Origin of the sequence: Pseudomonas agarici, assembly GCF_001543125.1 — a bacterium.
GTDB classification, from domain to species: Bacteria; Pseudomonadota; Gammaproteobacteria; order Pseudomonadales; family Pseudomonadaceae; genus Aquipseudomonas; species Aquipseudomonas agarici.
The window spans coordinates 1,265,071-1,277,127 of the sequence record NZ_CP014135.1; the positions used below are offsets into that span (position 1 = coordinate 1,265,071).

Sequence of the window (12,057 nt, forward strand, 5' to 3'; positions counted from 1 at the left end):
TTCGAGAGAGGATCAGAGCGGACGATCGCCACACTGATCGAATGCATGCCCCAGATGTTCTAGCCACGCCCTTACGGCGGGCAAGACCCCACGTCTGTGCGGATACACTGCTTGCAGCCACGCGGGAGGGCAGTGCCACTCAGGAAGTAGTCGCACCAACGTTCCTTCGGCCAGCTCTGTTTCGCAGTACATCATTGGAAGCACCGTGAAGCCCAAGCCGGCCAAAGCTGCCTGCTTTCGCATCGAAAAGTCCTCAACGCCTAAGCGCGCAGGCATCGCTAGCTCGTACCGTTCACCTTTCTCATTAAAGAGGCGCGTTCGCGAAAGACGATCTGGGTCGAGAGCCCCAAGGAAGGGCAGGGACGTCAACTCATGTGGGTGAGTCAATTTCCGATCACTAGCGAAATCCGGCGAGGCAACGACTTCGGTGTGAGCTTCACGCAGCCGCCGGCTGATCAAGTTGGGTTCCTCATCGTCCGCTTCGCGAACCCTTAAGGCGACATCAATGCCTTCGTTAATCAAGTCTACTCGACGGTTGACTAGCAGCAGATCAAGTTCAACCTGCGGGAATTTCAACAAAAAATCTCTAACAATAGGCGTCAGAAATTGATTTGCTAAACCCACCGGGCTGCTCACTCGTAGCGGCCCTCGCGGCACACTTGCAGCGCTTGCCACCATCTCATCCGCCAGATCCGCTTCAAGCAGCATCGCTTGGCAATGCCGTAAGTACCGCTCCCCTAAAGTGGTGAGTTGGAGCTTGCGGGTAGTGCGCTGCAGAAGCCGGGCATTCAAGCGTTCTTCAAGCTCAGAGATTCGACGGGATAGCCGTGATTTGGGAATCCCCAGTATCCGGCCTGCCGCCGCGAATCCTCCTGCCTCAACAACCTTGGCAAAGTAAAAAAGATCATTCAGGTTTCTGGGGGCGCTGGTAGACACGTGCTTCTTTTCCAGTGAGCTGTGGTGGCGTAGGCGTGGGTATTGTAACGAAGGGGAGGGATGAGACGCACGTCGGCGTAGAAAAGGCGTAAGAAACCAGTGAGGTGATTCGTACACTCGTTTCCAGTAAGGGGTTTCCTCAACACGTTATTGAGCAGATCGTTTTAGCTGGGCCTGCTCCTTCTTTTTGCCCAGAAAATCCATGATGAGTCCCTTGGACTGGTACTGGAAGTCGGGGTAAAAGGACGGGTCAAGAGGCGTCAGGTTCTGTGCGCGCAGTTCTGCAGAGGGGGACACCTGGGTGCTGTTACACCACGGGCAGGCGGTTTCAAACGTGGTTCTGTTGCATCCGTTGCATTGATAGATCATGGGATTCCCTTCTGAGCAGAATGCGACATGACAACGAAGGGAAGGGCAGTACTGATCAGCTATCGCCAGCCAGTGAACAGCCCAATGCCTACGTCGCGCGATGCAGAACGATAGCTCCGTGCCATGTCGGCGTCCACGCTGTCTCAGCGGTGAGATTACTCATCGAGAAAACCCTTCTCGACATATCTTTCGTGGTACATCTCATGACGCGCTATAGCCAATTTGTACGAGTCCAGTTGATCACTCCCATTGTCGTGCGGGTAGTCTTCCGGACGCATCTCCCTGAGCCGAAAAAGCTCATCCCGGTTGGCTTCCGCCTGGCGGATCCATCTAGCTTCGATAGTCTCAGCGAGCTCCCTGAAGCCATCCGACGCTTGACCGTTTTCCCAGAACCACTGCTTCATGTCCTGGTACATCTGCAAATGTCGGCTGTCGAACCCTCCGCGATGATTATCGATTTCGAACGAGTACCTGTAGGGGTCGTACTGATGGAGAATGAACTGTTGGAGCAGGTACGCGGTGCCGTACTTGCCTTCGAGTAAGGCTTCGCGGTGCTTAACGTACGGGGACTCGGTCATTCCAGCGCTCTCTTTGAAGTCAAAGACCTCAGTCTAGCTAGCTGCTGACCAACTGCATCAGGAAACGTTTCACACGATCATGTAGTAGCATCGCGCAGTATTTTTGATGAGTCAGGCCATGGATAAGCAACCCGCGTTTTCGAGTCCTTGGGAGAGAGCGCTTCTTGAGGCTGCCCAGTTGAAGCTCGACCATCTGTACGAATTCGATAATGATTTCAGTGGCGTGATCAGTAATGCCCATGTGCAAGGTATGTTTGACACGCTGTGCGTATACACCGACATGCGGCACGACGATAACTTCCCTTTCTCAGAAAATGGAAACGCTTCTCTCTCCCGGATCAACGACGAGGCCACTGAGTTGATGCAGGCTCGCGCAGCACGTCCATACCATTCAGGTCGCTCGTCGACTGGTGAAGATGACAGGGCTGCGATCGCTCTGCGTGACGCCATCCTGTTGAACCTACCGGCCCTTACGACCGGTGAGACCTGCGGCCATGCGTTGGCGATGTCGAAAGCCATGTATGCAAACTTCGAAAGGCTCTGTTTCTATCGAGCGGATTTCGAAACCGTTAGCCGTGTGATCTTAGTTCAGGACTATTCAGCGATGAAACTGGCAGGGCGCCCGGCCATGGAAATTGCACGGGAGGGGTCAGAGGCGTCGATCTTGGAATGATTGGCCAGGCACTCGTCTCCCTAAGCTCTTTCGCATGCAGTTTGAGGGCCACTTTTCAAAATCGGATCAAGGGCATTGGCTGAGTACGCAGTAGGAGGATCGCCAGGCATCGGCGCCAATCATTCTTCTCGCCAATGGCGGGTCACGGTCGACTTACTCAACCCGAGTATCCTGGCAACCTCGACATGCCTGTGCCCCTCTGCCTTCAGCTTCTGAACCTGCTCGCGGGTATTTGCCGCCTTTTGAGTAACGGGATGGCTCGGATCTGGGACGTGCTCAGAGATGTCCACGTCCAACAGTCCCAGAGATTCCAGTTCGGCAAGCGCTTCGCTGAGAATCTGGCGGGGAGTCGTTCTGTCCTTGGCGGCGAGTACCGTTACCACGAACGACGTGGTCGTCATACGCATGGCCTGGGCGACCTGCTGCGTAGTCTCCAATGTTGCGCTGTTCTTACCGGATTCGAGCTGGCTGATGCGCGCCTGTGTTACGCCGCTGGACACGTCTTGCTGCAGAAGCTTGTGGTGTGCCCTAACGAATTTCAGGGCGGCAGCGAACGCTTGGCGTAGCGACATCATCAGTGTTCTCGCGCAAACGAAATGATATGCCGCGTTTGCCAATGCTTACTCAAATCTATATATTTAAAAAAAAGAGCATGACGGAGCGAGCACCTCTGCTCTATCAGAAGCGGTGCCAACCAGCGGCTTCGAATGAGTAAGGGCGGTAGAGGCCTCTTGAGACCACATTCCTGCTCAGCCAAATTCAATTATTGCGTAAATCGAATTTAAGCACGCGTTGCGAGCAAGCCGTCAACTGCATCGCTGCAGCGTCTCTTACCCCCTGACACATCGCACGATTTTGGAAGCCTAGATGAAGCTGAGAATCTACTCAGATTTGCACCTCGAATTCGCCAGCTACGATATGCCGGCGCTAGATCCGAGCATCGACCTTGTGATCCTGGGCGGTGACATCGACAAAAAGTGCAGAGGCGTGAAATGGGCAAATGAGAATTTCACGTGCCCAGTCGCGTATGTGTGCGGCAACCACGAATACTATGACGGGCATATCGATCGCACGCTCACAAAGATGCGGGATGCGGCAGAACCGCATGTCCATGTGCTTGAAAACGATCTCGTCGTGCTCAACGGTGTGAGGGTTCTAGGTACAACGGGCTGGACAGATTTCAGCTCTACCGGCGACCAAGTTGCAGCTTCGAGGGTCGCCTGGGAGCGCATGAACGACTTCGGCTACATTCGCATCGATGAAGGTTACCGACGGCTCAGGCCGGCAGATCTGATTGCCCGAAATCATGCAGCGAAAAGCTGGCTGACCGAAGAGCTCGCAAGGCCGTTCGTAGGTAAAACGATCGTCATTACTCACCATTCGCCGTCGTCACTAGTTGTCGGGAGCAAGCATGATGGACACCTCAACGCAGCGTACACGAACGACTGGCCACGACTGATTGAACAGGCAGATCTGTGGGTCTTTGGTCATACGCACGAATTTGTCGATGTTGAACACGGCGGTTGTCGCATTGTTTCAAACCCGCGTGGTTATCCCGGCGAATCGACAGGGTTCAACCCCGCTTTTGAGATCGAGATGTGATGAGTGCAGGGGCTTTGAAATCGAACGTTATCTCTTTAACAGAGTGCGCACGTACGCGGGCTGAAGCGATGAAAAAAGACAATCTGCCGGACGAGGTTGTCCAGGCAATGGCCCAGAACTGGGGCGTTTTAGTCGACGCTTATCTGTTCAACGCAGCTTGTGTAGGCAATCGCTTCGCAGCGACAGTGTTCTGTGACCGATCTGGTGCAGCGTCCGATGGCATGACGGTGGCAACTCAACCTGTGCGCCTGGTTTCGACCATAGGAGGCTTCAAGTTGTTGAGAACATTGGATGGCGCAGACCACTACGTCGTTGTGACTGAGACCAAGCCAGGGGAGGCTGCTGATGGCTATCACGGTTGATTGGCCAGCTCAGGTGCTGGCGGCAGCTACTGTGAAGCTAGCAACGCCGATCAGTGCTTTGCTCTGGCAGCCCGAGATCGATTACCCGTGCCTCATAGGCCGCATTTACATGGATCTGAGTAATCGATTCGGAGATGGCCGTTTGATCAGAACGTCCCAAATCTTGAGGCTGATAGAGGAGGACGGCTGGATTATTGCGCATACGTTTTCGGGCAGTCGCTACCTCTTGGTTCAGGCGGGTGGCAACGCCTTCGCTGGATTGAGCAAACTGCGGCTAACCAGCTCAGAGCCGCAAGGCAGCCTGCACTGAAGCACCGGTCAATGAGCCTGGTGATGTATGTATTGATATACGCCGTGGAGCGGCGTTGCTACCGCGAACCATGCTGCAGGAGGGCTTTATGCCAATCCCAGATTGTGTGGCACCGTCGAACCTCAGCGGTGAATTACTGGAAGGGCTTCCAATAAACGACTCTTCGATTTTGTCAGCCCTCGGATCGCGCACCTCGAAGCGCTACTGTGCAGTGTATTCGTGGATCGTACTTGATGTGGCAGCAGCCAAATGCGGTCTTGAGAGCGAATCTAGTGCCACTCTTCAAGACTCCGCTGACGTTGATCCGAGCGATTCTAGGCCAGCGAGGTTGCCACTGGTGCTTTTCTCCCATGACGTCGGATTCGATAGCTTTGGGCGGGTCGACAAAGGCGCGTCCGTCAGAAGCGGTTACGCGATTTCTTACGACGGGCGCGGTATTTTTGAGACTGAAGACACGATCTACATACTCTTTGGGAAAGGCTTTCGACGGCCTGCTGCTCTCGAAGCCATCAATACCATTCCGGAAGGAATCATCGACAAATCCTGGACTGTCGACTTTCACGACCAGGGTACAGGCATCGCTGCATTGAGCCGCAGCTCAAATGTAGTTCACTGCGATATTCAGATGTCCGTGGCCCAGGGGCATGCGCTTGTGGCTCTGGTTCAAGCCCTTAAAGACTCGGGTCACCATGCCATTCTGGAAAGTGTCTTTTGCGATATCGAACGCGAGGTTGGCACCTCAGTGGGTATTCGTAGAGAGCGCAATTGATGTGAATTCCGTAGCGCGAGCATGGCGGATCGCACGATCCAGGTAAGTGATGCCAGAGAAGGAGAGCGCAATGGTCGGTGGAGTAATCTTTGATGCGTTTGGGACAATTCTGCAGATTGGCCAGCGGACGAATCCGTATCTCCAACTCTTTCGCGAAGGTCGCCGGCAAGGGCGCATTTTGGGGCCGAACACAATTGGTTGCGCGATGACGATGGACTTACCGCTGGATGAGTTCGCCGCTCATCTCGGCATCACTCTCCGTTCCACGGTTCGTCAGGAGTTGAACCGTGCACTGGAACTCGAACTGTCGTCGATCAGACCGTATCCCGAGGCTTTGGAGGCGATCGAGATGCTGCAGAAATCGGGGTGCCAGCTGGGTATCTGCTCAAACCTCGCAGCTCCGTTTGGCCGGGTTGTTAGAGAGCTGTTTCCCATGATGGATGGATACGCGTTTAGCTACGAGCAGGCGATCATGAAGCCCGACCCTAAAATCTATCTGTCTACTTGCAACCAGATGGGAGTAGAGCCTGGTGATGGTTTCGGGGTCGAAATGGGGCGCGTGTACATGATCGGAGACTCGCCGAGGTGTGACAGGGATGGCCCCCGGATGGTAGGCATTATGGGCATCCTGTTGAGTCGAACACGTGCAGGGAAGATCCGAGATCTCACGCGGTTTGCCCGACTGGTCATCGATCAGGATTGAGGGTGGCGTGACTTAGAGTGTGGACGCCCAGCTAGGCTGTTCCACAAAATGTCAGATCCGATCAGGGGCAGGGCAGCCGTTAGCGCCACGGCCTTCCGAAGAGCCCCGCGATCAAATCTTCAACACAGTTTAACTGCCTACTGAGCCTCCTCAACCGAGCCACCATTCTCATTGATTTCCTGGCTTTGCACTTCAATGATGTAGCGTATGAAAGCTCCGCTGAGGTGCAACGCTAATTCCGCGTCCATGTCTCCCGATTTGGGCTTCTGGACTCCGCCATGCCTTACGCCAGGTTCTGCGTTTGCATACGCGTAGAACTTCTCCATGACACTCACGAGCATTGGGGGCACTGAACCTTCTTTTTTCATGCGGCTGAGCACGTCCCCAAGCGTTGCAGTTCGATCATGCAGAACCTTGCCCACGCTCTCAAAAGCGCTCACCGATTCCTTGATCGAGTTTTCGCAATCCCGGTGTGTGCCCAACGCATACCGCTTGGCCTTGCCAAAGTGTTCCCGTGCGGCTTCAAATTTATCGAGTCCCGCCTCGACGCTATCCATTCGGTCGGCCAGATCCTTGGGGAGCGCAGATTCCAGCTGGCTCTTGCTGTTCAGGCGCCATCCCACATTGTGCCTGGTGAAGACGTCATTCACTTTTTTGCGGTACGCGGCGAAGCTAAAAGCTGCCACATCAATGGTGCCCGGAGCGCCCTTATAGAACGGTTCGACGGATTTCAGCTGCTCTCCTACCACTTCCACGCAATCGTAGAACTGGTACCACTCACAATGCTTAAGGGTGTACGCAAGGCCGTCGGCACACGTCCAGGTGTCCCAGTCACTGTCATCCATCTGACGTTGCGTCTCTATGCATAGCCGTTCGTTCAGGCTTTTGATGCCCAGAGGCAACATCTCCTTGTTTTTTTGCCGACTGTCCAAGTCCACGTAGGTCAGTTTCGAGAGAATTGAAATTTGGAACTCATCTCGTAACCATGGCGGAGCGTCCTCCACGATCGGGCCTTGCTGGCGATTGGGATCAAAACCGTTGCGATGGGAGAATTTCAAGAAGTCGCTCCGTATACATAGCTGGCAGCATGCAGGAAGGCCTGCGCCAAAGCTTATCATCGGATCAAACAACGCCGGAACCAAGCATGAAAAGAAGGAATTAGGGTGCTTGAGCTGGGCAGCCCGTAGTAACCCTAAACTCGCAATTGGGCAGGAAAGAGCCCGGCCAAACTCGAATCTCAGCGACGGGAGTCGTCAAGGCGTTTTCTGGCCGGTAGTCTGCTTCTAAGCCAATAGATTCGGGGCCTTTGGCTTACTCAACACAATTGCCAAATAGCCAATTCAGCTACCGTCTGTCGGACAGGGCTCGTTTATTTTCACCCCCCCCCCCACTTGAAAATTTTTAAACGAGACGGAGTATTATTATTTGAGGGCAAGGAAAAAGCAGCTCTCTCGAACTCGCCGACTCTTCCTCCATCTGCCCGGTTTTTGGGGCTGTTGGCTCTTAGCTGTTGGTTTTCAATCCGAGGTATCGAAGCAGGAAAAGGTCGGTTGGCAGGGCAGGGGGCATAGGGGAATCGCTCCTTGGTCGTTAGGCAGCTGCTTTTCATTTGGATTCAAATAGATTGCTCTTGAAAAGCGCCACAGGTGCGTCTGTATTTGTACCGGTGTCGGACAACAGTGTGGTGCTCTGGCAGATGAGGTTTTGTGGATATTGATTTCGAAGGCCGCGTGTGGGGAACAGCCGCACAGGTCTTTGGTGTGCGATTGCAGAACCTGGTGGAACAGGGGATCGCCAGTTTCAAGCGTCAGCCCGGTTTAGATGACCCAACCCGAGTGCATGCATCTACCATCGGAGTACCGGGGTTTGATGCGCTGCTGGGGGCTCTGGAGACGCAGGGCATCGCACAGAGCGCTTGGAGTGGCCAAGGCTTCATTGTCGTCCGATCGCATCTACGGACTCATCTGAGGCGGCATCTGCAATGGCAGCTGATGCAGACGGCAGGTTGGAGTGATGAGATCGGCGACAGCTACTTCGCGGGTGACCTGGGCTTGTAGGGCCTTACCGGGGTATATCGTTCCTGCGGGTGATTATCGGAGACATGTGATGCACGACAACACGCCAGGGCCACTCACAGCCCATGAGTTTGACGCAATGATGCGCGAGCTGGATGACGCTCAAGATTGGATGCTCGATCAGTTGAAGCAGCGTAGGGTTGCTCAAGAGCAACTTCACGTACCGTCGGAAACTGATCAATGAGGCAGCGAGCGATACCAGTGTGCATAGGGTGAGTTTTCCACCCGGTGTCGATTGAAGTCCGGGCTGCCATCGTCCCACCAGACAGGGCCACGCTCGCCAAGCGCCACTTTCGCGGCCTGAACGCCTGATCGCGCAAGCTCCATTTCTCCTGGATCACCTGACGCCTTCGCCGCCCTCACGGCTCGCCGCGCGCTCATTAACTCACTCACGAGTCGCTGGCGTTCATCGCTGTTCAACAAGGGATTGGAGCAGCGCCACAGTTGCCCTTTTACGACGAAATAACGACCGTCAGGGGTTGTAGGGTTCATAGGCGGTGGACGCTGCTGTGAGCCATTTCGATGTCAACTTGCAGCTGAAAGGTGGGAAGTCTTGCTCGGCCTAGATATGTCGATATCTGCCTGGGCAATGGCATGGTGACGACGCGCGACGCGCAGCACTCCCCATAGCATTGCCATCGCCGCGACCACCCAGGCTGCGATCATGGTGAATAAGATCATTGTCAGGCCCATCGGTACCCCCTGTGTTTCATGCATCCTGTTGGCCAGCCCAAAGGCTTTCCTGAGATGTGTCCATCGATACAGATTTTAGAGCGGTCAGTACGGAGCAGGTTCATGGTTTTTCGGCACCTGAAGGTCAGGTGCTTGGCTCTTTCTGGCGATCGCCGATGACGGAAGCCTACTCGGACATTGCAGATCTTCGATGAAGCCGCGTCCTTCGCACCCCGTGCAATCTTCCCGCAGGTCGAAGCGGTCGCAGCACCGCGAACATTGAGTGAATATCGAGAAATGCTCCTTCTCCCACAGGTCAACGTAGGCCGCCGTGTTGCCTTGCTCCAACGCCACTTGGGAGGCATCCACGACACCTCGGTACGTATCCGGGTCATCAATACGGACTCGCCACTTGCCGTTGATCATTCGAGCTGTTTCCACCAGCGTCAGGCGTTGACCGGTATGGGTGTGAATGTATCGATCGCGTAGCACGCCGTAGGGCGCGTAAGTGCGGGTCGTTAGCAAACTCTCGCCGTCTTTCTCCTGGATCTGTGCGAAAAACCCCTTCGGGTCGGGTCGTACAGTTGCACCGTGCAGGAAGTATCTGCTCCCTTGCAGGCTTCCGACCTGAGCGCCCGCATCGTTGTAAACATCATACTCGGACGCCGGGTGCCGCCATTCCTCTGGCTTCTCTTCAACAAAATGGCAAAACGCGGCGAGCGCCATTTCGACCATGTCGAATCGCTCCAGCGGGTCGATGGCTTTGCATGCCGCCAGCTTGTCGGCGTAGCGCACCAGGTAGCGGTATTGGGCTCCGGGGTTTTGCCAAGTCGCGCGAGCATCGAGGCTGGTCTTCCATTGCGCCAGGGAGTCAGCAATCTGGCTGGCGTCCATAAACATTTCCAAAATAATACTGTATGCGCATACAGTATTATCTTTTCTGAGTTTAGCAAAGAGCCGTTTAGCATTTAGGGCGGGCCAGTCGCTAAAAATCCAGCAGTTCGAAATCGGGGTCTCGTACCTCAAGCATATGGCGACGCGAACATCTATGTGCCAAATCCTCGCTCGGGCGAGCGGACGATGAGCAGCGTCGCGGGCTTCCTGAGGAAGCGTCTGAAACTGAGCCTGTACATGGAGAAGAGCCGGGCGGCAGGGGCGTGGGTCTTCAACTCCTTCGGGTATGGATGGGCTGCCACCAACAACCAAGGCTTCGAATTGCCGCAGTGAGTCTGCGTCGCTTACTCAATTGCGTTTCATCAAAGCTCCTTGGTGACTGCAAAACTCTCGCGTTGGTATGAGGCGAGATCTATGACTAATATTCTGACGAATTCAAGGTCGTTAGATACGCCGCGTACCATGATCAGAGCCCCGATAGCCTGAAACCCACCGCCCGGTGGCCCCAATTGCAGAGCATTCAGAACGCCGCGAGCATGCGGCGCAAGCTTCCCCTTCGTCCAATCACGAGGTTTCCAAGGAATGAACCGATCAGAGCGCCGTAGGTACGAGAAAGAGTTTCCAAAGGTCTTGAAGAAGGCCGGTGACAATTGCGGGATCTGCCGTAAGCCACTTCAACACAACTCCCGTACTTTTGGTGGAGTGTTGTCGGATGGACGCGCGGCATTGGCGGGTGAGTGTTGTCAAGACCAGCTCGACGTCGTCATGGGCTCCGGGGTCTATATCAATCAAAACACCGATGCCATCAGGGATGTATTAGGCCAAATGAAAGGTAACTCGGGAGGGCAACCAGTCGCCGATGCACTCGAAGCATCTAGGCGCCTACAGTCGGGCATTGGCGGGTTAGAGGAAATCGTCGAAAGCACCAAGCGCCGCGCTGGGCTCTCGGGCCCTGTCCAAGGGATCTCGTTGACCGACACGCCTTGGAAAACGGACGACGCCAATTGGTTTGAGAGCCACCCAGATAGATCTCACCGGTTACGGCCTATGCATCCAGGCGAGCGGGAAACGGTTCCCTCTCAAATGAAAGCGGCGATCATTCCAGACGATCACCGATGGGAAATCTTGGTGCGGCAAATCAAGAAGGGGCAACGTGCCAGATTGGCCTTTTGTCGCAACATTCAAATGGAGATCCCTGATGTGGAAGCCGTGATCCATGCGATCTTTGACACCGTTGCTAATCCCAGGTCGGGCGAGATAATCACCGTTGAGGAGATTGCTGCTTTGGCCACGCGCTACCACTTGCCGGAAGGTTCAGCTCCCAACTAAACGATGACGGCTCTGCAGAGCCAGCACTGGATGGGGCCGCAGGCTCCATCCAAGAGCTGCAACAGAAAAGCCAGTACCTGCTGGGCGGGTAATTGGCCTAGGTTCAGCTCAGCTTTCTCGGCTAACAGAAGTGCTGCTGTAGACCCCATCCTATAAGTCGATTGGGGGGCAGTGCTCGCAGCGCACGGTCTTGTTAACGTAAGTAGGCACGTAGTGGTGGAAGTCTTTTATCTGGGCTGGGTGATAGTGCGCTTTGATGCACTCGCCAGGGATACCCTGGGCGGGACTTACTCCAAGGATACGGCACCGGTAACGGTGGAGGGGGTACTGCATGCTTGCGGCGCAAATGTAACTACTGTGTTCGAGGGGCCCTCACAAGGCGGAGCCAAACTCGATACGGGCGAATATGCGGTCGTGAGGAAGGGCGATATCTACATTGTGGTTACTGAGTTGCCTCAAACCTACATGGATCCCAATTTCTACCGTGCGATGCAGGTGTCGGTTGAAGACAAGGACGTCCTGGTAGCTCGATCGGGGTATCACTTCAGTCTCAACTACGCATCGCTTGGGGAGTGCGTTACTGCCGATACCCCGGGCATGACTGCTTACCATCCGAAGGATCAGGCGTTCACTGTCGCTCGACCTTTCTACCCGGTAGATGACATTCCCTACTCGCCGGTTCGCACCTTTCAAGCAGCACGGTCAGTCGCAACGGTATGAGGTAGTCCGACAACGGCGTCTGCTAGGGCTTCTATAAAATCTCAATCAGGCGTCGTAAGGGTAGC

At 54.8% G+C, this 12,057-nt stretch carries 17 protein-coding genes and 1 pseudogene; 11 read left to right on the forward strand and 7 right to left on the reverse strand.

Translation table 11 applies throughout. The annotated features are described in order from the left end of the window. Nucleotides 1-12: 12 nt before the first annotated feature. From AWM79_RS05565 to AWM79_RS05575, 3 genes and pseudogenes are all read right to left on the reverse strand, one after another. On the reverse strand, nucleotides 13-936 hold the full coding sequence (locus tag AWM79_RS05565) for a LysR substrate-binding domain-containing protein (protein WP_060782346.1): 924 nt from the start codon (nucleotides 934-936) through the stop codon (nucleotides 13-15). Between the two features lie 134 nt (nucleotides 937-1,070). Further along, a pseudogene (locus tag AWM79_RS05570) lies at nucleotides 1,071-1,305 on the reverse strand (restriction endonuclease); the annotation flags it as partial. Between the two features lie 155 nt (nucleotides 1,306-1,460). Continuing rightward, on the reverse strand, nucleotides 1,461-1,883 hold the full coding sequence (locus AWM79_RS05575; protein WP_060782348.1) for a hypothetical protein: 423 nt from the start codon (nucleotides 1,881-1,883) through the stop codon (nucleotides 1,461-1,463). 118 nt (nucleotides 1,884-2,001) lie between these two features. Here AWM79_RS05575 and AWM79_RS05580 point away from each other — a divergent pair, with 118 nt between their 5' ends. Further along, nucleotides 2,002-2,556 (forward strand): hypothetical protein, encoded by a 555-nt coding sequence (locus AWM79_RS05580; protein WP_060782349.1) that lies wholly within the window; start codon nucleotides 2,002-2,004, stop codon nucleotides 2,554-2,556. Between the two features lie 119 nt (nucleotides 2,557-2,675). Here AWM79_RS05580 and AWM79_RS05585 read toward each other — a convergent pair whose 3' ends face one another. Further along, the gene (locus AWM79_RS05585) at nucleotides 2,676-3,131 is read right to left on the reverse strand and encodes a helix-turn-helix domain-containing protein (protein WP_060782350.1); all 456 of its coding nucleotides are present in this window, start codon (nucleotides 3,129-3,131) and stop codon (nucleotides 2,676-2,678) included. A gap of 292 nt (nucleotides 3,132-3,423) precedes the next feature. On the opposite strand from AWM79_RS05585, the gene AWM79_RS05590 reads away from it, so the two are divergent. The 5 genes from AWM79_RS05590 to AWM79_RS05610 all read left to right on the forward strand — a co-directional run bounded on the left by AWM79_RS05590 (nucleotide 3,424) and on the right by AWM79_RS05610 (nucleotide 6,302). Continuing rightward, on the forward strand, nucleotides 3,424-4,158 hold the full coding sequence (locus AWM79_RS05590; protein ID WP_060782351.1) for a metallophosphoesterase: 735 nt from the start codon (nucleotides 3,424-3,426) through the stop codon (nucleotides 4,156-4,158). A 68-nt stretch (nucleotides 4,159-4,226) separates the two neighbouring features. After that, the gene (locus AWM79_RS05595; RefSeq protein WP_060783942.1) at nucleotides 4,227-4,520 is read left to right on the forward strand and encodes a hypothetical protein; all 294 of its coding nucleotides are present in this window, start codon (nucleotides 4,227-4,229) and stop codon (nucleotides 4,518-4,520) included. Then, complete coding sequence (locus tag AWM79_RS05600; RefSeq protein WP_060782352.1) at nucleotides 4,504-4,830, forward strand: hypothetical protein; 327 nt, start codon at nucleotides 4,504-4,506, stop codon at nucleotides 4,828-4,830. Before AWM79_RS05595 ends, AWM79_RS05600 begins: the two co-directional genes overlap by 17 nt. 88 nt (nucleotides 4,831-4,918) lie before the next feature. After that, entirely contained in the window at nucleotides 4,919-5,599 is a 681-nt protein-coding gene (locus AWM79_RS05605) for a DUF6957 family protein (RefSeq protein ID WP_060782353.1), read from the forward strand. A 70-nt stretch (nucleotides 5,600-5,669) separates the two neighbouring features. Next, nucleotides 5,670-6,302, forward strand: a complete 633-nt coding sequence (locus AWM79_RS05610) for an HAD family hydrolase (RefSeq protein WP_060782354.1) — start codon at nucleotides 5,670-5,672, stop codon at nucleotides 6,300-6,302. A 137-nt stretch (nucleotides 6,303-6,439) separates the two neighbouring features. Here AWM79_RS05610 and AWM79_RS05615 read toward each other — a convergent pair whose 3' ends face one another. Further along, nucleotides 6,440-7,360, reverse strand: a complete 921-nt coding sequence (locus tag AWM79_RS05615) for an AbiJ-NTD4 domain-containing protein (RefSeq protein ID WP_060782355.1) — start codon at nucleotides 7,358-7,360, stop codon at nucleotides 6,440-6,442. A gap of 648 nt (nucleotides 7,361-8,008) precedes the next feature. On the opposite strand from AWM79_RS05615, the gene AWM79_RS05620 reads away from it, so the two are divergent. Next, nucleotides 8,009-8,359 carry a hypothetical protein gene (locus tag AWM79_RS05620; protein ID WP_060782356.1) on the forward strand — a complete coding sequence of 117 codons (351 nt, stop codon included), beginning with the start codon at nucleotides 8,009-8,011 and terminating at the stop codon, nucleotides 8,357-8,359. 49 nt (nucleotides 8,360-8,408) lie between these two features. Continuing rightward, complete coding sequence (locus AWM79_RS24870) at nucleotides 8,409-8,561, forward strand: hypothetical protein (RefSeq protein WP_156430080.1); 153 nt, start codon at nucleotides 8,409-8,411, stop codon at nucleotides 8,559-8,561. Here AWM79_RS24870 and AWM79_RS25525 read toward each other — a convergent pair. Next, on the reverse strand, nucleotides 8,555-8,869 hold the full coding sequence (locus AWM79_RS25525) for a hypothetical protein (protein WP_082712574.1): 315 nt from the start codon (nucleotides 8,867-8,869) through the stop codon (nucleotides 8,555-8,557). The genes AWM79_RS24870 and AWM79_RS25525 overlap by 7 nt on opposite strands. 285 nt (nucleotides 8,870-9,154) lie before the next feature. Continuing rightward, a complete protein-coding gene (locus AWM79_RS05630) occupies nucleotides 9,155-9,943 on the reverse strand; it encodes a hypothetical protein (RefSeq protein WP_244159620.1) in 789 nt (262 codons plus the stop codon). Between the two features lie 186 nt (nucleotides 9,944-10,129). On the opposite strand from AWM79_RS05630, the gene AWM79_RS24875 reads away from it, so the two are divergent. From AWM79_RS24875 to AWM79_RS05640, 3 genes are all read left to right on the forward strand, one after another. Further along, on the forward strand, nucleotides 10,130-10,276 hold the full coding sequence (locus tag AWM79_RS24875; RefSeq protein ID WP_156430081.1) for a hypothetical protein: 147 nt from the start codon (nucleotides 10,130-10,132) through the stop codon (nucleotides 10,274-10,276). A gap of 249 nt (nucleotides 10,277-10,525) precedes the next feature. Beyond that, a complete protein-coding gene (locus AWM79_RS05635; RefSeq protein ID WP_060782358.1) occupies nucleotides 10,526-11,272 on the forward strand; it encodes a hypothetical protein in 747 nt (248 codons plus the stop codon). Nucleotides 11,273-11,488: 216 nt separating this feature from the next. Continuing rightward, nucleotides 11,489-11,992: an MlrC C-terminal domain-containing protein gene (locus tag AWM79_RS05640; protein WP_060782359.1), complete on the forward strand. Its 504-nt coding sequence runs from the start codon at nucleotides 11,489-11,491 to the stop codon at nucleotides 11,990-11,992. Nucleotides 11,993-12,057: the final 65 nt, after the last annotated feature.